Annotated in this window: 22 protein-coding genes; 5 read left to right on the plus strand and 17 right to left on the minus strand. The window is 32.0% G+C overall.

Translation table 11 applies throughout. From position 1 onward, the window contains the following. Nucleotides 1-130: 130 nt before the first annotated feature. Nucleotides 131-1,645 carry a phospholipase D-like domain-containing protein gene (locus LQ693_RS09405; protein WP_107565405.1) on the minus strand — a complete coding sequence of 505 codons (1,515 nt, stop codon included), beginning with the start codon at nt 1,643-1,645 and terminating at the stop codon, nt 131-133. Between the two features lie 127 nt (nt 1,646-1,772). Between LQ693_RS09405 and LQ693_RS09410 the strand changes: the two genes are divergently transcribed. Continuing rightward, nucleotides 1,773-2,882: a 5-methyltetrahydropteroyltriglutamate--homocysteine S-methyltransferase gene (locus LQ693_RS09410; protein WP_025907369.1), complete on the plus strand. Its 1,110-nt coding sequence runs from the start codon at nt 1,773-1,775 to the stop codon at nt 2,880-2,882. A 56-nt stretch (nt 2,883-2,938) separates the two neighbouring features. Here LQ693_RS09410 and LQ693_RS09415 read toward each other — a convergent pair whose 3' ends face one another. From LQ693_RS09415 to LQ693_RS09425, 3 genes are all read right to left on the minus strand, one after another. Continuing rightward, nucleotides 2,939-3,418, minus strand: coding sequence for a cupin domain-containing protein (locus LQ693_RS09415; RefSeq protein WP_025907371.1), 480 nt, complete (start codon nt 3,416-3,418; stop codon nt 2,939-2,941). A 12-nt stretch (nt 3,419-3,430) separates the two neighbouring features. After that, nucleotides 3,431-4,144, minus strand: a complete 714-nt coding sequence (locus LQ693_RS09420) for a YebC/PmpR family DNA-binding transcriptional regulator (protein WP_025907373.1) — start codon at nt 4,142-4,144, stop codon at nt 3,431-3,433. 122 nt (nt 4,145-4,266) lie between these two features. Then, nucleotides 4,267-4,914, minus strand: a complete 648-nt coding sequence (locus LQ693_RS09425) for a Bax inhibitor-1/YccA family protein (protein WP_037589997.1) — start codon at nt 4,912-4,914, stop codon at nt 4,267-4,269. A 316-nt stretch (nt 4,915-5,230) separates the two neighbouring features. Here LQ693_RS09425 and LQ693_RS09430 point away from each other — a divergent pair, with 316 nt between their 5' ends. After that, complete coding sequence (locus tag LQ693_RS09430; RefSeq protein WP_107565404.1) at nt 5,231-6,040, plus strand: LysM peptidoglycan-binding domain-containing protein; 810 nt, start codon at nt 5,231-5,233, stop codon at nt 6,038-6,040. 304 nt (nt 6,041-6,344) lie between these two features. On the opposite strand, the gene LQ693_RS09435 is transcribed toward LQ693_RS09430, so the two are convergent. The 7 genes from LQ693_RS09435 to LQ693_RS09465 all read right to left on the minus strand — a co-directional run bounded on the left by LQ693_RS09435 (nt 6,345) and on the right by LQ693_RS09465 (nt 13,601). After that, a complete protein-coding gene (locus LQ693_RS09435; protein WP_025907379.1) occupies nt 6,345-7,343 on the minus strand; it encodes an inorganic phosphate transporter in 999 nt (332 codons plus the stop codon). Nucleotides 7,344-7,356: 13 nt separating this feature from the next. Then, nucleotides 7,357-7,974, minus strand: coding sequence for a DUF47 domain-containing protein (locus LQ693_RS09440; RefSeq protein WP_107565403.1), 618 nt, complete (start codon nt 7,972-7,974; stop codon nt 7,357-7,359). 209 nt (nt 7,975-8,183) lie between these two features. Continuing rightward, on the minus strand, nt 8,184-10,118 hold the full coding sequence (locus tag LQ693_RS09445) for an ABC transporter permease (RefSeq protein WP_107565402.1): 1,935 nt from the start codon (nt 10,116-10,118) through the stop codon (nt 8,184-8,186). Further along, the gene (locus LQ693_RS09450) at nt 10,108-10,869 is read right to left on the minus strand and encodes an ABC transporter ATP-binding protein (protein ID WP_025907385.1); all 762 of its coding nucleotides are present in this window, start codon (nt 10,867-10,869) and stop codon (nt 10,108-10,110) included. The genes LQ693_RS09445 and LQ693_RS09450 overlap by 11 nt, the downstream gene beginning before the upstream one ends. Nucleotides 10,870-10,918: 49 nt before the next feature. Beyond that, nucleotides 10,919-11,980: a sensor histidine kinase gene (locus LQ693_RS09455; RefSeq protein ID WP_107565401.1), complete on the minus strand. Its 1,062-nt coding sequence runs from the start codon at nt 11,978-11,980 to the stop codon at nt 10,919-10,921. 1 nt (nt 11,981) lies between these two features. Next, a complete protein-coding gene (locus LQ693_RS09460; protein WP_107565400.1) occupies nt 11,982-12,665 on the minus strand; it encodes a response regulator transcription factor in 684 nt (227 codons plus the stop codon). Between the two features lie 9 nt (nt 12,666-12,674). Further along, entirely contained in the window at nt 12,675-13,601 is a 927-nt protein-coding gene (locus tag LQ693_RS09465) for an NAD-dependent epimerase/dehydratase family protein (protein ID WP_107565399.1), read from the minus strand. Between the two features lie 118 nt (nt 13,602-13,719). Here LQ693_RS09465 and LQ693_RS09470 point away from each other — a divergent pair, with 118 nt between their 5' ends. Beyond that, nucleotides 13,720-14,223 (plus strand): GNAT family N-acetyltransferase, encoded by a 504-nt coding sequence (locus LQ693_RS09470; protein ID WP_025907393.1) that lies wholly within the window; start codon nt 13,720-13,722, stop codon nt 14,221-14,223. 45 nt (nt 14,224-14,268) lie between these two features. Here the strand turns inward: LQ693_RS09470 and LQ693_RS09475 are convergent, their stop codons facing one another. The 5 genes from LQ693_RS09475 to LQ693_RS09495 form a co-directional block, all read right to left on the minus strand. After that, nucleotides 14,269-15,303: an alpha/beta hydrolase gene (locus tag LQ693_RS09475; RefSeq protein WP_107565398.1), complete on the minus strand. Its 1,035-nt coding sequence runs from the start codon at nt 15,301-15,303 to the stop codon at nt 14,269-14,271. Between the two features lie 47 nt (nt 15,304-15,350). Further along, nucleotides 15,351-16,415: a YkvI family membrane protein gene (locus LQ693_RS09480; RefSeq protein ID WP_025907397.1), complete on the minus strand. Its 1,065-nt coding sequence runs from the start codon at nt 16,413-16,415 to the stop codon at nt 15,351-15,353. A gap of 112 nt (nt 16,416-16,527) precedes the next feature. Beyond that, nucleotides 16,528-17,958 (minus strand): MDR family MFS transporter, encoded by a 1,431-nt coding sequence (locus LQ693_RS09485; protein ID WP_107565397.1) that lies wholly within the window; start codon nt 17,956-17,958, stop codon nt 16,528-16,530. A 74-nt stretch (nt 17,959-18,032) separates the two neighbouring features. Next, the gene (locus tag LQ693_RS09490) at nt 18,033-18,530 is read right to left on the minus strand and encodes a hypothetical protein (RefSeq protein WP_107565396.1); all 498 of its coding nucleotides are present in this window, start codon (nt 18,528-18,530) and stop codon (nt 18,033-18,035) included. Nucleotides 18,531-18,647: 117 nt separating this feature from the next. Beyond that, on the minus strand, nt 18,648-18,962 hold the full coding sequence (locus tag LQ693_RS09495; RefSeq protein WP_107565395.1) for a CHY zinc finger protein: 315 nt from the start codon (nt 18,960-18,962) through the stop codon (nt 18,648-18,650). A gap of 137 nt (nt 18,963-19,099) precedes the next feature. Between LQ693_RS09495 and LQ693_RS09500 the strand changes: the two genes are divergently transcribed. Both LQ693_RS09500 and LQ693_RS09505 read left to right on the plus strand, forming a co-directional pair. Next, the gene (locus LQ693_RS09500) at nt 19,100-19,399 is read left to right on the plus strand and encodes an ArsR/SmtB family transcription factor (RefSeq protein WP_025907403.1); all 300 of its coding nucleotides are present in this window, start codon (nt 19,100-19,102) and stop codon (nt 19,397-19,399) included. 19 nt (nt 19,400-19,418) lie between these two features. Beyond that, on the plus strand, nt 19,419-20,363 hold the full coding sequence (locus LQ693_RS09505) for a cation diffusion facilitator family transporter (protein ID WP_025907406.1): 945 nt from the start codon (nt 19,419-19,421) through the stop codon (nt 20,361-20,363). An 82-nt stretch (nt 20,364-20,445) separates the two neighbouring features. Here LQ693_RS09505 and LQ693_RS09510 read toward each other — a convergent pair whose 3' ends face one another. After that, nucleotides 20,446-21,180 carry a metallophosphoesterase family protein gene (locus LQ693_RS09510; RefSeq protein ID WP_107565394.1) on the minus strand — a complete coding sequence of 245 codons (735 nt, stop codon included), beginning with the start codon at nt 21,178-21,180 and terminating at the stop codon, nt 20,446-20,448.

Genomic DNA, 21,180 nt, shown 5'->3' on the forward strand with positions numbered 1-21,180 from the left:
TAGTTTAATCATGATTTTAGTGGAAAATGTTACTCCATATAAAAAAACAAACTGAACTTATAAATTTAAGTTCAGTTTGTCCACAGTCTGAGACATTCACCTTCACGGTGAATGTCTTTTTTATATACTGTTAAAAGCTTGATAAACCTGTACTTTCTTGAATTCTATATAATACTTTTTTCCATAGTGCTTCGTCTTTGAATTCATCATATTGTGCAGTCATGTCATGTTCACTATTATTCCAAGATTGTTTAAAGTTATTGGATAATTTTTTAAAGGCTGCATCACTTTGTTTTCCTTTAATGATAATATCTGATTCTAAATTAAAGTCTCCGATGTTTCTTCTTGTTAAATTGGATGAACCTAATATCATCGTGGCACGATTGTTTTCATTTTGCTCAAACAACATATATTTAGAATGATATTGTTCTCCATTTGAACGAGCCCATCTTACTTTAATGCTTCCTTTTGAGCGATTGATTAATTCACTTGCAACTGGTTTATTTGGTACGCCTGGCTTTTCTTTACCAAATGCTTCTTTATTAATATCAAGTATAAGTTTGATATCCACATTTCTTTTAGAAGCTTTAATCAATTCATCAATCACATCTCTGTCTGAAAGATAAAACATACCTATTGAAATATGGTCTTTAGATTGTGCTTTTTTAATATTTTGAATGACTTGATCTTTAATTTTACCTTCAGTCGCTAGTTGCACACTATACTTGGCGTTATCATTCCAGCTATTGTTTTTAATTTTGAAATCACTTGGTGAGTATCGACCGCCACTCATATTCGCAACTGCAATTTCTGATTTAATAATTGCATTTTGGATTGGACCTGACACTCTGACACCAACATTTTGATGATAACCACTTGGATCATGTGGATTACTAGATAAGATCATGCCATGTTTTTCTGTAACTAAAGTCTTTCTATGATTTGCTTTCATATTTAAAATATTTAAATAGCCTCTAACCGTAACATCTGGTGCTTCAGGACTTAATGGATTACTTAACTTACCATTTTCACTATTACCAAACCATTGGAAAAATGTTCGATACATGCCTGAATAAATCGGATTAGAATCTCTTAATTCATTAAGATTTGTATAGTAAACATCTATATTATTGGCTTTTAGATCCTTAATATGATCTGGCGTGTATGAATCGTAGAATGAATTAAGTGGGTCAGTAATCACAATAATTCTCATATCTGGGTTTTCTTTTTTCTTATCAATTAATGATTGTGTAAGACGTTGAGATATTTTTGGATAAGTCTTGTCTCCCGTTTGATAATGATTAAATAAGAACATATCCATAATAATAAAATCATCCGCTTCTTTAATCGTCTCATTTACTTTATCAAATATTTCTTGATTGTACTGCATCTTATTCCCGTTTTTATAAGTGACATCTGTTAATAGTTCCACATGGTCTGTCATCGTTTCTGAACTCACTTTTGAAACGCCATGTGGTAAAGGTTTAAACACATGATAAATACTCATAGCTATCACAATTCCAATAATCAATAAAAGGAATCCATAAATATATTTCTTTTTATTTTTACGCTTTGATTTATCATTTTTCTTTTTTCTTTTTACAGACTGACTTTTCTTTTTGATATTTTTCTTTTTATTAGCCAAGTGTTTAATCTCCTCCTTTTTATTTATTATATCAAAACTAAATTGACATCGATGTATTACTTTGGTATTTTTAATTAATATTGAATTTTTCAGAATTTTTAGAGTATATAAACAGGAGTGAAGTAAATTGACAGAACAATTAAGACCTTTCCGTGCCGACCATGTAGGTAGTTTACTAAGAACCGAGCCTTTAAAGAAAGCTCGTCAACAATTTTCACAAGGTACGATTACACAAGAAGATTTAAAGAAAGTTGAAGATCAAGAAATCGATAAGATTATTGAAAAACAATTAGAAGTCGGACTGAAAAGTATTACAGATGGTGAATTCAGACGTTCTTATTGGCACTTTGATTTCTTAGAAAACTTAACAGGCGTAGAAGATTATGAACCAGAAATTGGTTTAACATTTAATGGCGTAGAAACTAAAAAACATGACGTAAGAGTTGTAGGAAAAGTTCAATACAACCCAGACCATCCTCACTTCGCACATTTTGATTATTTACATAAGCAAGTAAACGGAAGAGCTGTAAGTAAAGTATCTATACCAAGTCCAAACCAGTTATTCCATCCAAACATATTAAACCATGAAATCTATCCAGATATTTATGAATATGCGAAAGATGTTTCAGAAGCTTATCGTCAATCTATTCTTAAATTCTATGAATTAGGTTGTCGCTATTTACAAATTGATGATGTATATTGGGCTGGATTAGCAGCAACAAAACAATTAATTAAAAATAGAGAGCGTTCTGAAGAAGAAAAAGCAGAAGCTATCAAACTAGCAGCAAAAGTTGTCAACGATGCATTAGCTGATTTACCAGAAGACTTATTGATTACAACTCATATTTGTCGTGGTAACTATCAATCATCATGGGCAATTACGGGTGGTTATGAACCAATTGCGAAAGAACTATTTACTGAAAAGCTACAAGGCTTCTTCTTAGAATACGATGACAATCGTTCAGGAGACTTTGAACCATTAAGACACTTTGATAGAAACGATGCATATATTGTATTAGGTTTATTCACATCAAAAACTGGTGAACTTGAAGACAAACAAAATATTCTTGATCGTTTAGACGAAGCAACAAAATACGTTTCAAAAGATCAATTATGCTTAAGTCCTCAATGTGGTTTCGCTTCAACAGAAGAAGGTAACATCTTATCTGAAAATGAGCAATGGCGTAAATTATCTTATGTCATCGAAACTGCTAAAGAAGTATACGGAGAACTATAATTACGCAAAAAATCCCAATCCGACACATTCGGATTGGGATTTCTTTATATTAAACTTTAAATTGTTTCGAAAGCATATTTTTCAATTACTTCTTGATGTTGTGGATACTGTTCAATTAATTGAGCCTGCGTAAACAGTTCAAATTTTTCAAACTGGAATCCTGGTGCACACATACATCCTACAAGTGCATAGTCATTGTCACCTTCAACAGTTGAAGCAAATATCACGCCTTTTGGTACGAGGGCTTGTAATACATCTCCCTCTTCAACATTTGGACCGACTTTAACTTTTTCATAATGTCCATCCGGATAAATCATATGCACAGTCAATGTTTGCCCTGCATGATAATACCATACCTCATCAGATTCTATTCTATGAAAATGCGAAATATTATTTTTTTCTAATAGAAAATAAATACTTGTATATAACGCGTTGCCATCATTTAAAGCATGTTCTGATTTAATCGTTTCATGATAGAAACCACCTTCAGGATGTGGTATTAAATTGAGTGCACTTATCCATTTCTCTTTATTCATCTAAACACTCCATTACAAGTCAACATTGTGGAATACTTGTTGTACGTCTTCTAAATCCTCAATTGCATCGACTAATTTTTCAAACGTTTGTAAATCTTCTTCTGATAATGTTACTTCTGATTGAGCTAACATTGAAAGTTCAGCTACATCAAAATCTTCTACGCCATTTGCTTTAAGCACATTTTGAACTTGTGCAAATTGATCTGGTTCTGCGTATACAATTGTTAACTCTTCTTCTTCGATAACATCTCTTACATCTAAATCTTCTTCTAATAATAGTTCGAAAACTTCATCAGCAGATTTTCCTTTAAATGCGAATACAGCTGTATGGTTGAACATGTAAGCAACTGAGCCTGATACACCCATATTACCGCCATTTTTACCGAATGCTGCACGTACATCACTTGCTGTACGGTTTACGTTATTTGTTAATGCATCAACAATTAGCATTGAACCACTTGGACCGAAACCTTCATATCTTAATTCATCAAAGTTTTCTTCTGATCCGCCTTTAGCTTTTTCAATTGCTCTATCTATAATATGTTTAGGAACAGAATAAGTTTTAGCTTTTTCTAATACAAATTTAAGATTTTGGTTTGATTCTGGATCAGGTTCACCTGATTTAGCAGCTACATATATTTCTCTACCAAATTTAGCATAGATTCTACTTGTATTTTTGTCTTTTTGGGCTTTTTTATCCTTAATATTATTCCATTTACGTCCCATATTTCCATCTCTCTTTCAAGTGAGTTATTTAACATACTTATTATACAATAATGATTACATCTGGCAAAGTTTACAAATCAAAAAATGTCTGAGACACGATGATTGCCTCAGACTTGTTATGTTTAATCTTTTAAAATACTTGCGAGTCTTAAAATGTGCATAATGATGTTGAGTAAATTAATAAACAAATTAAAGCCCATCTCTCTTGGAGAGAAGTTCCCTAGTTTCATACGGTTAAAATCATACACAGTATAAAGTAGAAACAGTCCAATACCTATTACAGATAACACTGTATGGAAAATAGGATTATGGATGAATATACCTAATAAACTTGCGAAGATTAACGCGATTAATGTTACAAATAAATATTTTCCTAAACCTGAAGCATCATCAATCATAAAGTAACCGAGTATACCAAAAGCAGCAAATGCACCAATTGCTAAGGCAATATTGCCATAAAACGCTTGTGTACCTAATGTGCCTAAATAATACATAAAGGCCGTATATGAAATCACGCCGATAAAGAATGCATATATATTTGAAATTAAACCGCCAAATTTTCTAGACGATTTTACAAATAATGAAATCATAATGAGTACAAACAATCCAATTGTAATTGGTAAATGTAATGCAGGTGGTACGAATTGACCTACATATGTCCCAACTCCAAAGATTACCCAATAATATAAGAAGTATAGCCATGTTTTTCTAATGGCTGAACCATGAGTATCTGTATGTTGATAAGATGCATATTGGTTATCATAATTCATCTTTAATCATTCCTTTTTATAACGTAATACCAACATTTTACATACTATTTCTCTATATATCAAACGTCATGTCTTCTATAATTTGTAACATTCATCATACATACATAAATTACCATATTCCATATAGATACGCTTACAACGGTTTTGGCGCACTTCAAACAATGTAAAAAAGCAAATATTAATTATTGTGTTTTTATTACAAAGTGATTACATCAGGTACATACAATATTATTTTTGTTACCATTACGTGTATAGAAGAAAGTTCATTTTAGTATTCTGTTTTTATATATTATATATACCTAAGGAGGATAAGCCTTTGAAAAAATTTGCATTCGCAGTAACAGCTGTTTCTGGTGTTGCAGCTATAGCAGCTCATAACGATGCCGAAGCTTCAACTCAACATACTGTAAAAAATGGTGAATCTTTATGGATGATTGCAGACCAATATGGTGTATCTGTTAATCAACTGAAATCAAGTAACAATATTTCAGGAAATATGATTTTCCCAGGGCAAGTCATTACTGTAAACGGAAGTAGTTCAACGGGAGGAAGCGGTTCTCAAGAAACAGAAACTTCAGGCTCTACATACACAGTTAAAAGTGGTGACTCATTAGCAGTAATCGCACAACAAAACGGTGTTACAGTTGACCAACTAATGAAATCAAATAATTTACAAGGTTATATTATCTATCCTGGTCAAACTTTAAAAATTGCTGGTGGAAGCGGTAGTGATACTACAACTACTCCTTCAAATAACACACAACCTACTCAAACAGGTGGCAATAAATCATTCAATGACCAAAACTTATATGACTGGGGTCAATGTACATATTACGTATTTGATCGCAGAACACAAGCTGGTAGTTCAATCAGCACATACTGGGGAGATGCTAAATATTGGGCAGGCGCAGCACAAGCTGACGGTTTCCGAGTAGACGGCACACCTGAAGTAGGTTCAATTATGCAAACTACAGCTGGACAATATGGTCACGTATCATATGTAGAATCTATTAACGCAGACGGAAGTCTATTAATTTCAGAAATGAACTATAATACGCCTCCAGGTGTTAAAGATTACAGAACAGTCCCAGCATCTCAAGTATATAACTATTCATATATTCATTAATAAAAAAACCAGTTCAGAAGACGAACTGGTTTTTTCTATGCAGAAAATTAGATTGTAGTAGTTTTTATTATCTGGGCTAACTATCATTATTCTGAATTGTGGTAGTTAGAATCGGCTAACTTCCATTATTTCGAATTCTGGTAATTAGATGAGCTCTCTCTTACGGACATTTCTCGGAATTATGTCCCTAACTCAGAACATCTCCCCACAAAAAATTCACCTATCACTAAATTTCTCCTCCCCTTCTCAATTTTCCCATACAAAAAACATCCAACCTTAAAGAGTTGGATGTTTAAATGATTGCTTATACGAATAACATACAAATGTGGTAAACGATGAAAGCTAAAAGAATTGATACTGGTAAAGTTATAATCCAAGTAATAATCATTCTTTGTGCTGTTGTCCATTTAACACCTTTAACACGTTGTGATGAACCTACACCTAAAATAGATGAAGATACTACGTGTGTTGTTGATACTGGTAAGTGAATGAATGTAGCACCGAAAATAACGAATGCTGATGATAAGTCAGCTGCTACACCGTTAGCTGGACGGATTTTCATAATGTTTCCACCAACTGTTTTGATAATTTTCCATCCACCTACTGCAGTTCCAAGACCCATTGCAGTAGCACAACTTATTTTAACCCATAATTCAATATCTGTTGTAGATTGCATATTAGCTGAAATAAGCGCCATTGTAATGATACCCATTGCTTTTTGAGCATCGTTTGTACCGTGTGAGAATGCTTGTAATGCTGCTGTACCAATTTGGATAAATCTAAAGTTTCTATTTGTTCTTGTTAAATTATTATTTTTAAATACGACTTTGAAAATAGAATATACAATGAAACCAACGATAAACGCTAAAATTGGAGATGCAATTAAAGCTAATATAATTTTTGAAAATCCTTGGTAATGTAATATTCCAAATCCTGCAGAAGCAATAGCTGCACCTGCAATTGACCCTATTAATGCATGTGAAGATGAACTTGGAATCCCGAAATACCAAGTAATAAGGTTCCACGCTATAGCAGAAATCAATGCTGCTAAAATAACGACTGAACCATTTTCTAATTTAAACGGATCGACAATATCTTTAGCAATTGTTTGTGCTACACCTGTTGCCATTAATGCCCCAACAAAGTTCATAACCGCTGCTAAAATAATCGCATGTCGTGGTTTAAGTGCTTTTGTAGATACTGCTGTAGCGATTGCATTGGCTGTATCATGGAAACCATTAATAAAGTCAAAAAGTAACGCACACACAACAATAGCTACGGTAATAATGAGTAAACTATCCATTTTTTAAAACTCCTTAGCTATTTTTCATAATAATTTGTTCTAATTTGTTTGCTACTAATTGACATTTATCTGCTACATCTTCAAGAGATTCATAAATATCTTTAATTTTTATTAATGTTACTGGATCTGTTTCACTGTTGAAAATATATTTAATTGATTGTCTTAAAATACCATCACAATTCGTTTCATATTCTTTAATGTTGATAGAATGTACACGAATGTGTGAGAATTTCTTCTCAGCTACTAACGTTACAGCAATCTCAATTTCTTTAATTGCTGCTTGTATATTTTTCACAAATTCTGCCATGTATTCATCTGAATAACTGATAGAGTACATTTCAAACATTGCTGAAGTTTCTTCCATTTCATCTAATACATCATCTAATGCATCACATAATTCTAAAATGTCTTCTCTTTCAATTGGTGTAATGAAAGTTTGATTTAAATCAGTAATCATTTGGTGCATAAGATCATCACCATTAGACTCATAGGCTTTAATTTTATCTGAATAAGCTTTTAAGTCGAAATCTGAATTAAAATCCATTTCTCCAAATTCAACTGATGCACGACTTAAATTCTCAGCTATAGCTTCTAACTGAATACCAAACTTATCCTTCTTCTTATTAAACATTAGTAATCCTCCCAAAATTTACATCATAATTTATGTAATTACTCTTTCATTGTACTCTTTCAAAATGAATTCGACCACAGTTTATTAATTTATTTTTGAAATTTTAACTTGTCTGTAAACTTTACGTAAACACAAAGTTCACATTGGTATTTTATAACACAAAAAAAGGCTAATGACAAGCACTAGCCCTTTTTTAAATTTTTTTATTTTTAAAGTACTCTTTGAATCACGCGTTTAGAGTGGATATATGCTAAGAAAGCAAACAGAATATAGATTAATGAATAAAGTGACATTACGATCAGCACTGGTGTATAGAATGATTGTCCCATAAAGAACCAAGCTGATTTAGCCGCGAAATATCCGTGACATAATCCAATGATTAGTGGTAACGCAAAGTTAAATCCAATTTTCAGTGCAATACCTTTAGACATATCTTTAGATGTATAACCTAACTTTCTTAAAATAATGTAGTTTGACGTTTCATCTTCAGTTTCATCAATTTGTTTAATGTAAATGATACATCCTGTAGATAGTAAGAATGCGATACCTAAGAACCCAAGAATAAATAGCATAACTCCGAGGCTACTTTTAGAGTCATTATAAATTTCATGATATGACATAGATGACTCGGTTTTACTTTGTACTTTACTAAAGATTTTTTCTGCTTTCTTAACATCTTTATCATTTGTTAAGTTCACACCAAATTGCTGATTCATGTCATCATTTCTAGCTTCATGTTTTTTCATTTGGTCGAATGTATGATCTGACACAACATAAACAGGTGCATTATAAGAAACCATTGAAGATAAATAATTTTCTTTACTAATAGATTTCACTTTAAGATGATGTGTTTGATTACCCATTTTGTAGGACATTTTTTCTTGATCATTAACTGTAGTCACTTTATCAAGAAGATCATTAAACCCTACAACTGCAACTTCATCGTCTTTCAATTTCAGATCTTTAAATTCAGATGCTTTAGCAACTGTTGATGGTGAATTTGGTTCTGCTCCAGTTGTCTCATTAGCACCTTTAAGCACTTTTCTATCATCAATAATATAACGTGTCACATCATAATTACGTTCTTTATATTGAATATGCTCAGCATCTAATGCTTTTTTAAATTGTTGATTTGCATCTTTATTTACAAAAATATAATCATCTGGTGATGTACTTCTTGCTGTTTCTTCGGCATTGTAGTACTGAACGTAACTCAATGCTAGTAGGCCGACTGACATAGCTGACACTATTGCGATAATTGTTAGTGATAAAGCATTTGTTTTCATTTTGTGCATAATAGACGAAGTTGAAACAACATCTGTCACGCTCAGCATACCTTTTTTATATTTACGAATGGTATTAAATATTAATGAGATTGAACATCTGAAGAGCAAGTATGCACCCACTATTGTTAAGAATAAAATGGTAAGCATTCTTATATATAATGTTGCCATTCCTGCATCGCTAAGATTATCGAACATGACACTTGATAAATAATAACCACTTATAATCATGACGATGCCAATTGCACCAAAAATCAATTCATATAGTTTAATTTTCTTAATTTTAGTATCTGTTGCATTGTATTCATGCATAAGTGCTAAAATTGTCTTTCTTTTTATAAATATTGCATTTTGAAAAGCGATAATGATATAAATCGCAATCATGAGTATAATTGTTTGAACGAAAGCTTCAATGCTAAAATTCAAATGTGCTTCTTGTTGGACGCCGATGATTTTATATAAAATCATCAATAATATTTTAGAAGAGAAAAATCCTAAAATAGATCCAATCACAGCTGTTAATGTGAATAATACAAAGTTTTCTAAAGCAAATATTTTAAAGACTTCACGCTTTGTCATACCAATTAATTGGTACAATCCCATTTCTCTCGATCTTCTCTTAATAAAGAGTTTGTTGGCATAAAGAAGAAATATAACGATGATAATCGTCAATATTGTTACGCCTACTTTAATAGCTGCGCCAACTCTAATACCTGATTGAACACTATTTAAATCTTCAGAGAACCTTAACGTGACAAATCCGAAAAAGAGCATGACACTCATCGTTATTGAAAAGACATACATACTATAATGTCGAATGTTACGTCTTAAATTCTTAATAACAATTTGATTAAAGCTCATTTACAACACCACCTAACACACTTTGTGTTTTGATGATTTCTTTGTAAAATGTCTCTCTATCATCGTCTCCTTTATAAAGTTCAGAGTAGATCTTTCCATCTTTCAAGAAGATGACTCTGTTTGAATAACTTGCTGCTGATGAATCGTGTGTAACCATAACGATTGTTGATTGTGTCATTTGATTCATTTGATTTAATTTATTCAGTAAATCTGAAGCAGATTTAGAATCTAATGCACCAGTTGGTTCATCAGCAAATATAATGGATGGTTGTGCTATAAATGCTCTTGCAGCTGATGTTCTTTGCTTTTGACCACCAGAGATTTCACTAGGATATTTATTTTGTATATCTAAAATACCTAACGCCTTACTAATTTCTTCAAATCTTACTTGCGCTTCTTTTTTAGAAATTTTTTGAATGGTTAAAGGTAACATGATATTTTCTTGCACGGTAAGTGTATTAAGCAAATTATATTCTTGGAATATAAAGCCCAGCTCTTTTTTTCTGAAATTAGACATTTGTCTATTGTTCATGTTCTGTAGTTGATGACCATTAATTTCAATTTGCCCTGTTGTCGCATAATCAATGGAACTTAATACATTTAACAGTGTCGTCTTTCCTGACCCAGATGGCCCCATAATACTAATGAATTCACCTTTTTCAACAGTCATATCTATTTGTTTCAACACTTCTTGTTGATTTTTTTTAGAACCATAAACTTTAACGAGTTGTTCAGTTTTTAATATGCTCATATTCAAAACTCCTTTGTAATTTGTTTATGATTCCATCTTATAGCCTTTTTTACAATTCTTCCTTTGATTCATCGTACATTTTCATGTTTGAAGTGACATTTTTGTCACTTGTTTGTTCTACCGTTGTTAATTCATTTGGTTGTGGGAAAATAAGCAATACTGTCGTTCCTTCACCATAAGTAGATTTCACATTAACTTTAATACTTAATCCTTCAGTAATTTCTTTAACTAAATATAGCCCCATTCCTGTGGCTGTAGACTCACGTCTATTTGTCGTTGAAGTAAAGCCTCTTTCAAAAATACGTGGTAAGTCTCGCGCTTTAATACCTCGCCCAAAATCTTGAATTTTCAAGTATGTTTGACCATTTTGTTCATAAGTTGAAATGATAATATCTTTATTCTCCGTATATTTCAGAGCATTACTTATGAGTTGTCTAATGACAGTTCGACACCATTTTTCATCTGTATAAACTTTTTCATCTTCAATTTGAATATCATACCCTATGCCTTTAGCCATGCTAATATTACGTGCATGTTGAATTTCTTTTATAACCATCTCTTTTAAAGCATAATGTCCAAAATAAAAATCATTACTTTTAGAACTTAAACGTCTAATATAAAGTTGCTGATCCAGTAAGTAGTCGATTCTGCTCCACTCATATAATAAATTCTTTTTTAAATCCTGTTCCTCGATTTGGTCTAATAATAACTTCATTGCAGTGATGGGTGTTTTGACTTCATGTATCCAATCTAGCAAATCATTTTTAGTCGCTTGTATTTCTTTATTTTGATTATGAATGGTACGTCTCGTACGCTCCTCATAAAGTTGAATATAATCAAAAACGATCTTTTCATATGTTGATTGATTCAATTCTTTATGTTCAATTTCTTTAATCGGCATATCATTTTTTAATGCACTATAAAATCTTGTTTCTCGCGTGTAAATCAACCATATAAACACGATAAAAATAATCAAATTTATACCGATTAAATACAAAGCGCTTTTAAAAGAAAAGGCCACATCTAACCAGCTCGTAAGCAGTATAGTAACTTGCATGACTATATACAGTAATATCCAAATCCATCTTTCTTTCAGAAACGATTTGATCATTTTATCCCTCCGGCTCGTGCGCAATATAGCCTTTACCTACTTTCGTTTCAATTAAATCATTGAAGCCAATTTCAGTAAGTTTCTTTCTTAAGCGATTAACATTAACAGTTAATGTATTGTCACTCACAAATTGTTCATCATCCCATAAAGCAGTGATAATCGTATCTCTACTCACGATTTCATTTTTATGATTTAGTAAAATCTCTAAAATAAACATTTCATTTTTAGTTAACGAAATTTCAATATCATTCTTTTCAATAATATGTTTACCATAATCAACGCGTGCTTTATGCCATAACTTAATTCTAGGCTCATCTTTATTATATTGATAAACCCTTCTATAAATTGCTTGAAGTTTGGCAACTAGCACTTCTGTGTGAAATGGTTTCTGTATAAAGTCATCAGCACCTAGTTCCATACTCATGACTTGGTCCATCGGGTGATCCCTTGAAGATAAAAATACAATTGGTATATTAGACTGTTTTCTTATCGCACGACACCAATAGAACCCATCATATTGAGGTAACTGTATATCTATAATAACCATGTCCGGTTGCAATGCTTTATATTCTTCAAACACGGCTCCAAAATCATTTATGCCATGTACTGACCAATCCCATTTTTCTAGTTGTTGTTTCAAAGCATTAAATAAAGTTTCATCGTCTTCAATTATTAGTAATTCCATACTATCCCTCTACTTTGTATATTTTTTAACTTCTCCTGCTATACTACGTAGTTGAAAATCTTTAATTCTACAATCAACTTCGAACCCCTTCATCGTTACATTATGAATAGGAGCTTGTGATAAATAATATATACTCCAAGGTAATCTCGGTACGTAATTAAATAAATGAACCATAAATTCATTTGTTAATCTTAACTTTCTAAATTCTAACATGCCATTATCTTCATATAAATCTACAGTAAGTGAACCACCAATAACTTTGAACTGTATAATATCTTCGTCAATATTTGGATGCACTCTTTTTAATTTTAATAATGGTTTACTGCGATGTTGGAAATAAACATAATAAATATCTCCAATTAATTCTGTTCTCACTAACGTTCCACTTGTTTCTTGTAACCATTGGAAATAGTATTTCACAACATCTTCTAAATCCCATTTATAAGGAATTGGCATTCTATCAACACTTCTAACATCATCTATTTTAGACTTCTGTAATTCTATCGATACAGCTGGTCGCTTAATAGATTGTTCTGTCACTTGAACTTCAATTCCCGTTGAACTTAATATTTCCATCGTTTCTATATCAAAAGGAGAACCTTTAATGTATATAATTTTTTTAACATTATTGACTTTACATGCTTTTGCCATATTATGACTCGCGATAATATTTAAATTACGTGCAGTACTTTGAGTTAACTTCGCTGATTTCTTGTTTGGATCTAAATAATAAATTGCAATATCTATATCTTTTAAAGCTTCAATCATATCTTTAAGTACAAAAATATCGCACTTTCTCCATGTAACTTCATCATCTAACATCATATCTGATTCATACTTTGTAATCGTATATAGATTGCCGACATCTTTTAATGTACTGATTAAATGCTTGCCTATATACCCTGATCCACCTGAGATGAGTACATTCTCTTTCATTTTAAGCACTCCTTTATATTCGGACTTTACATATGTGTTATACTATTTATAACTTATTATTTAATTACCATAAATATACCACTGATTGTAATTTATAAATAGAAATAGGAGACATTTTATGAAAGAAATCATACGCGAAATTCGAATAAATGATGTTGAAAACTTTAATAAATTGTTAGATAGTGTGATTAATCAATCCGAATATTTACTCTTTAATCCAGGAGAACATCAAATATCTATACAAAACCAAACTTTATTTCTAGAAGAAATGATTACGACAAGTAACTCTACAATCATTGTTGCAGAATTGAATGATACATTAATTGGATATGTAACGATCCAAGGTGGCAAAACCAATCGAAATCGTCATGCCGCGAAAATTGCTATGGGTCTACTTCCGACATTTAGAAATAAAGGAATTGGATTTAAACTACTTCAAGAAACTGAAGCTTGGGCAGTGAGAAGACAACTGCATAGACTCGAGTTAACAGTCGTTACGGAGAATGAACCGGCATACCGATTATACGAGAAATTTGGTTTTAAAGTAGAAGGAAAGAAAGAACAAACATTGTATTTTAATGATAAATATTACGATGAATTTATGATGGCAAAATTATTATAAAAAAAGGCAAACTCATCACGTATTTCGCGTAGTTTGCCTTTTTTATTATTTATCTTTTTTTATCACAGTTTCAGAATCTTGATTCGCATTGTTTTCATATGGAGACTGTTTCGTATTAGCCCCTAGAAACATCATGACGTTATTATAATTCTTCTTAGATTCTTTCAAGTTCATATGGAATTGGTATTGATGACGTAAGCCGTGCGTACCATCAAAGAATGTTGTAGTCGTTTGAACACCTTGCTTTTTAAGAACTTCATCAAACTCTCTATTTTGTGGATCAAATGGGTCAGCATCTCCCACTGTTAAAAATGTAGGTGGATACTCTTTTGTCACTTGATCAACGGTAGATAGTTGATTAATTCTTGCAAAGTTCTTTTCCCATTCTTTAGTACCCGTATAACTTGTCATAAATAAATCAATTCTTGGAAATTCTGTAGATCTCACAGTTTGCATATTATATAACCCACCAAAAAGAATGGCAGCTTTTAAATAATCTTTTTTAATACTTGGCTTCATACGCATTTGCTGTTGCAATTTATCATTTGTTTGTAAAGCCACATATTGACTGGCAATTTGTGCACCTGCAGAGTCTCCGCCATATATAATTTGTCTATAGTCGATATTAAATTTATTTCTATGTTTTAATGTATATTTAGTTGCTTGATCTAATTGCTGTATTGGTGTCGGATACTGGTAATCAGGTGCTAAAGCATAATTTACATTTACGATGATATATCCTTTTTCAGCAATTTGTGCTAAGTATGGATTCTTATGTCTTTTGTCTCCCGCTATAAAACCACCACCATGCGTCCAAAATATGACTGGCAGTTTCTCACCTTTTTTCATTCTTGAAGGCATAATAATATCCATTTGACTATTTGGTGCACTATGACCATAAGATACATCACGTATCAATTTTACTTTCTTATTGTTTAGTAATAATTGATTGGCTCTTTGAGCTTGTAATTGTGCTTCCCTTTCTTTATGTTCCTGATATTTGTTATAACCGTAAAACCCACTTACAACAACGATGATCGCTACAATCAATATAAACAATCGTCGTTTTTTTCTTTTCATATGTTCACTTCCTCATGTAAGAAGATAGTTTAACATATTCAATTATTTTATGCGATATGTTTTTTGTTATCACTTTTTCGTCTAATATATTTAACAACAATGGCAGCACAAATCACTAAACCTATAACACCCATAGCTGGATATAATTTATCAATCAGTGATGAGAAACCTACAAAGCTTAAGCCATAAGCGATTACCATAGATATCGTCAGTAATACAACGTATTTTTTAGAAAATGGTACAGTAAACCTTGCTGTAAATGAGTACATAAGTCCTAAAATCGTGTTGTACATAACCATAAGCATAATTACTGATAATGCAAAACCAATAATAGGTGAAATTGTTCTAGCGAGTTCTAACGTTGGTATCTCGATATCTTTAATATTAGGATATTCAACTAATAATCCAGCATTGATAAGCGCTAATAATATTAAATAAATAATACCACCAATAATGCCACCTAATCCTGAAATACGACGTTTATCAGCATCGCCACCGATGGCAACTAATGTACTAAATCCAACTGAGAACGCTAAACCACCATAAATAAATCCTTGAGCTATTCCCCAGAAAAGACTTGGTGATTCAACTGTATCATTAATTTCAGAAATACCTACTTGACCATTCACAAAAAAGTAACCTGCGATTATTAATATGACAATGATTAAAAACGGTGTGACGACACCTAATGCTTTTATAATTTTATCGAAGTCTAATAAAAGCGTGATATAAATAAAAATACACATAATTAAAGCACCTAACCAAGTTGGCACCCCAAAACTTTCATTAAATGCTGATCCAGCACCAGCTATCATCGTTACTGATATACCAAATAAGAAAAATATTAATACATAATCTATAACGATACCTGCTTTACCGAATAAATAATTAATCGTTGAGCTATGGTCATCTGCATCGAGTGCCGTACCAATCTTAGCTACTTGTCTACCAAAAAACGCCAACATTATACCAGATATAATAACTCCTATATACCCGTATAAACCATAGTGGGTAAAAAATTTCATTACCTCTTGCCCTGTCGAGAACCCTGCACCAACAACGACCCCAACATAAGCAAACCCTATTTTTGTTGCTTCTTTCAAATTTGACACAAACTTTCCTCCTCATAATTTTGTTCAACATAATGATGTATACCCACTATTCACGAAAGTATTCCAAAAATTAAGAGCAAGACTATAAAAATCCTGCTCTTTTTCAATATATTTATGAATTATCTTTAATTGATTGACTATAATTCGCTCTTGTAACTGTCAATCCGACAATGATTACTAAAGCGAGTAATACAATACCAAACCAGTATGACTGATGAATACCTTGCGTCATAGCATGATTGATTTGATCAACTGTAGGATTCTTAATACCTTCTAATGCTGCTCTTTGTCCACCGTTCATAATACTTACAAAAATCGCAATACCTAATGCGCCACCTATTGGCTGTAACATATTGGATACAGCTGTACCGTGTGGATACATTTCTTTTGGTAAAGCGTTTAATGCATTTGTATTTGCCGGCATCAATACTGCAGAAATACTAATCATTAAAATAATATATACAATAACAAATATCCATACTGAAATACCTGGATGAATCGTTGAATAAAATATTGAGACACATAATAACACAATTAATCCTGGTACAACTAGTTTTCTTGGACCAACTTTATCAAATATGGCACCCATAAATGGTGATAAGAAACCATTTAATAAAGCACCTGGTAATAAGATTAATCCAGCAACTTTAGCACTGAATCCCATTGGACCTTGTAAGTACATAGGCATTACAATTTCAGAAGCAAACATTGTCATAATCACAACAACGAAAATAATAACACCCTTTGTATAGTTATGGTATTTAAATACTTTCAAATCTAATAAAGGTTCTTCTAATTTAAGTTGTCTAAAGACAAATAGTATCATCGCAATAATACCAATGATAAGCGTGATGTAAATTGATGGACTTGAGAAGCCACCTTCAGTAGTACTTACTGATGAAACACTATATATAATAGTTGCAATACCAATTGTTGATAAAATGATTGAGAATACATCAATTTTCGGTCTTGTAATTTCACCAACATTTTGTAAATATCTATATGCGAATATAAACGTAAATAGCATGAATGGGATAACGATTAAAAATAACCATCTCCATCCTAAATAATCAACAATAACACCAGATAACGTTGGTCCTAATGCAGGTGCAAACATAATGACTAATCCGAATTGACCCATAATTTTCCCGCGTTCGCTCTCATTGTATAGCATGAGCATTGCATTCATGACAGTTGGAATCATAAGTCCCGTTCCAGCTGCTTGAATCATTCTACCTACTAATAACATTGGGAAGTTAACGGCTAACCCAGCTGTTAAAGTCCCGATAGAAAATATTGTTACTAACCCTAAAAATAACCGCCTCGTTGTAAACCATTGATTTACGACTGCAGACAATGGCGTTAGTACACCCATTACTAACATGAAACCAGTTGCCATCCATTGGACAGTTGGTGCATCTACATCAAATACTAACATTAATTCTTTTAATGCAATATTTAAGAGCGTTTCATTTAAAATCATGAAAAATGTACCAACTAAAAAGACAATCATAATTATTTTTCTTTTAAACTGATTCTCCATTTTTTTTCTCCTAAATTTTATTTTGTAACTTTTCTATAATGCCATAAAAAATAAACCTAGTCAAAAGACTAGGTTTATGCATTTTGAGATTTGGATAGTTGTGAAAAATCTACCACTACTTGATCCATTCTCTTAGCTGTTTCTTTCATTATATTTCTAGCAACTTTATTTTCTGGGTCTATCTTAAGTATTTGCTTACTTATATCAAAAGCTTGTTTGTCAGAAAGTAAAGGTTCCGGTATAGCATGTAATAGAAGCATTTGTAATAAACTTTTAACTTCTTTATGATCTGTTAAAATCATCGATCTTTCAGCATGATAATATGCTGAATGAAATGCGCCATCATGTTCACTATATGGATAAACGTGTAACAAGAACGCTAAGTCATGAAGTTCACTTGTTTCTCCCTTCTTAATACAGTCTAATATAAATGTATAAAACATCGTACTTTCTTCTTCGTGAGCTGCTGAAATAAAGTGTTCTTCAAATTCTAAGAAATCCACTTCGGACATCAATCTATATGCAGTATCAAATTCGCCACTTAATATATGACCTTTAATCAAATCCTTCATTCAATGTCCTCCTTTTCTCTCTATGCAACATTCACATTCATTTCAATGATAAATTTTTAAAGTCAAAAATATTATAACATGTTTTGTAATAAATTACCTTTAAAATAGAAAACCAACTTAAATTTTAAAATATAAATGATGGTGATACTTGCATCGGTGATTAAAGCGAGCATCACAATTTGGGCATACCTCTTTTAACATATAATCATTGATGGATATCGTTTCTTTACAAACGCCACATAGTATCGCGTGTTCATCAAATTCAGACTGATCCCATCTCTTAATGTCATGCTTTTCACATTCATTATGGCACTTGTAACAAGGATAGAATTTATTACAACATTTAAATTTAATCGCGATGATATCTAGCGGCGTTTGATAATGTTCACATCTAGATTCATTATCTACAGTTAAGCCATGTATTTTCACCATAGTATCCTCCAAAAAATTTACTTTAAGTGAACATCTCACAAATATAGCTATTTTGTCAATTTATAATGATTTGACAGATACCATAAATTTTAATAAGATTAACATATGAACATATATTCATATGTTAGGAGAATAATATGACTACAAATACTATTTTAGATGATGAAACACTATTACTTGTATCACAAACTTTTAAAGCATTAAGCGATCCAACTCGCGTAAAGATATTACATTTATTATGTACCGGAAGACATTCTGTAGGTTGTATAGCTGAAACACTTTCACTCAGTCAATCTTCCGTGTCGCACCAATTAAGATTTTTAAAGAATCTTAGACTTGTTAAATTTGAACGTGAAGGTAAAAGTATTTATTACTCAATCGATGATGATCACGTTATCTTATTATTAAAACAAGCCATCGAGCATGCCAAACATTAACAATTTAGGAGGTGTTTTCATGGGACATGAACATCATGGACATGACCACAACCATGTTCATACAAATAATAAAAAAATACTACTCATTTCATTTATTATCATTGCCGTATTTATGATAGTAGAAGTGATTGGTGGATATATTACAAATAGTTTAGCTTTACTATCAGATGCTGGACATATGCTAAGCGACGCCATTTCACTCTTTATTGCATTAATGGCATTTAAATTCGGTGAACGTGTTTCCAATAAGAATAAGACATATGGCTACAAGAGATTTGAAATTTTAGCAGCTTTAATTAATGGTGTCTTGTTAATTGCTATTAGTATATATATCTTTTATGAAGCTATTTCTAGATTTATAGATCCGCCAGAAGTCGCTTCCACAGGCATGTTAATCATAAGTACAATCGGTTTACTTGTTAATATTTTCATAGCTTGGTTAATGTTTAAAGGGTCTGATACGAAAGACAACTTAAATATGCGTGGTGCATTCATTCATGTACTCGGAGATTTATTAGGTTCAGTTGGCGCAATCGTAGCAGCACTCATTATGATTGCATTCGGTTGGAAATTAGCTGACCCAATAGCAAGTGTTATTGTGGCACTATTAATTATTAGAAGCGGATATGGTGTTACGAAGTCTGCATTAAATGTACTGATGGAAGGCACTCCATCAAATATCGATGTTCATGAAATATCTGAAACGATCAAGTCGCACCCAGATATAATAGAAGTACATGATTTGCACATATGGTCCATTACAAGTGATTTAACAGCCTTAAGTTGTCATGCAGTTGTAGATAAAGATAAGACTGTGGAGGAATGCGACAGTATAATAGAAGAAATCAATCATAAACTTATTCATAAATCTATACATCACGCAACAATCCAATTAGAAACACCAGATCATCAGCATGACAGTTCCCTACTCTGTTGCATGGAACAAACAGAACACGTACATTAAAAAAACAGAACACGTACATTAAAAAAACAGAACACGTACATTAAAAAAACAGCCACAACATCAATGTTGTGGCTGTTTTCTTCTATATGAATGATTCAAATATTAATTGTTTGCCTGGTACTTTCTTATCATCAAATCCTTCTAAGAATGGTTGATTATCATAAGGTACTTTGACTCTTTCTACGTTTATGGCACCATCTTTAACTTCTACAATGCCATACACAGCGTATGCACCGTTATTTAACCCTACTGATCCTGGATTAAAATATATTGTTTCTATATCATCAAAGTGATGTAACACGTGATTATGTCCGAATGTAACAAAATCTGCATCTACGCCGTTAAATAATCCGTGTACATGTTCTAACGAAGGATCTACGATTGGTTCAAATGGATCTTCACTAATATGCTTATCCATATTTTCTTCGAGTATTCGATAATGTGTGAAATAAAATTTTAAACCGTCTATTTCTTTTGTAACTTCACGTTTAAGTTCATTTAAAAAGGTATAATATTTACTATCTAAATGTTCTACTATCCATTGATGATGTTCATAGAACTTACTTTTCAAACTTTCTGGATATGGTTCGTTGTTAACGACTGACATAATCGCTTCATCGTGATTACCTGCAATGTATGTCATATCTTTTCTGCTTGTAACTGCTTCAAGAACTTCGTTTGTACAATGGCCAACACCAATATTATCACCTAAGTTATAAATGTGATCTATATCCGTGCGATTATCGATATCTGAAAGTACCGCGTTTAATGCATCGATATTTCCATGTATATCTGTCAAAATTGCGAATTTAACCAT

Origin of the sequence: Mammaliicoccus sp. B-M6, assembly GCF_022386965.1 — a bacterium.
Taxonomy (GTDB): domain Bacteria; phylum Bacillota; class Bacilli; order Staphylococcales; family Staphylococcaceae; genus Mammaliicoccus; species Mammaliicoccus sciuri_A.

Coding starts and splice junctions, on each gene's coding strand:
- LQ693_RS09415 (WP_025907371.1), bottom strand. CDS start 3,418: ATGAATAAAGAGAAATGGATAAGTGCACTCAATTTAATACCACATCCT.
- LQ693_RS09420 (WP_025907373.1), bottom strand. CDS start 4,144: ATGGGACGTAAATGGAATAATATTAAGGATAAAAAAGCCCAAAAAGAC.
- LQ693_RS09425 (WP_037589997.1), bottom strand. CDS start 4,914: ATGAATTATGATAACCAATATGCATCTTATCAACATACAGATACTCAT.
- LQ693_RS09435 (WP_025907379.1), bottom strand. CDS start 7,343: ATGGATAGTTTACTCATTATTACCGTAGCTATTGTTGTGTGTGCGTTA.
- LQ693_RS09440 (WP_107565403.1), bottom strand. CDS start 7,974: ATGTTTAATAAGAAGAAGGATAAGTTTGGTATTCAGTTAGAAGCTATA.
- LQ693_RS09445 (WP_107565402.1), bottom strand. CDS start 10,118: ATGAGCTTTAATCAAATTGTTATTAAGAATTTAAGACGTAACATTCGA.
- LQ693_RS09450 (WP_025907385.1), bottom strand. CDS start 10,869: ATGAGCATATTAAAAACTGAACAACTCGTTAAAGTTTATGGTTCTAAA.
- LQ693_RS09455 (WP_107565401.1), bottom strand. CDS start 11,980: ATGATCAAATCGTTTCTGAAAGAAAGATGGATTTGGATATTACTGTAT.
- LQ693_RS09460 (WP_107565400.1), bottom strand. CDS start 12,665: ATGGAATTACTAATAATTGAAGACGATGAAACTTTATTTAATGCTTTG.
- LQ693_RS09465 (WP_107565399.1), bottom strand. CDS start 13,601: ATGAAAGAGAATGTACTCATCTCAGGTGGATCAGGGTATATAGGCAAG.
- LQ693_RS09470 (WP_025907393.1), top strand. CDS start 13,720: ATGAAAGAAATCATACGCGAAATTCGAATAAATGATGTTGAAAACTTT.
- LQ693_RS09475 (WP_107565398.1), bottom strand. CDS start 15,303: ATGAAAAGAAAAAAACGACGATTGTTTATATTGATTGTAGCGATCATC.
- LQ693_RS09485 (WP_107565397.1), bottom strand. CDS start 17,958: ATGGAGAATCAGTTTAAAAGAAAAATAATTATGATTGTCTTTTTAGTT.
- LQ693_RS09490 (WP_107565396.1), bottom strand. CDS start 18,530: ATGAAGGATTTGATTAAAGGTCATATATTAAGTGGCGAATTTGATACT.
- LQ693_RS09495 (WP_107565395.1), bottom strand. CDS start 18,962: ATGGTGAAAATACATGGCTTAACTGTAGATAATGAATCTAGATGTGAA.
- LQ693_RS09500 (WP_025907403.1), top strand. CDS start 19,100: ATGACTACAAATACTATTTTAGATGATGAAACACTATTACTTGTATCA.
- LQ693_RS09505 (WP_025907406.1), top strand. CDS start 19,419: ATGGGACATGAACATCATGGACATGACCACAACCATGTTCATACAAAT.
- LQ693_RS09510 (WP_107565394.1), bottom strand. CDS start 21,180: ATGGTTAAATTCGCAATTTTGACAGATATACATGGAAATATCGATGCA.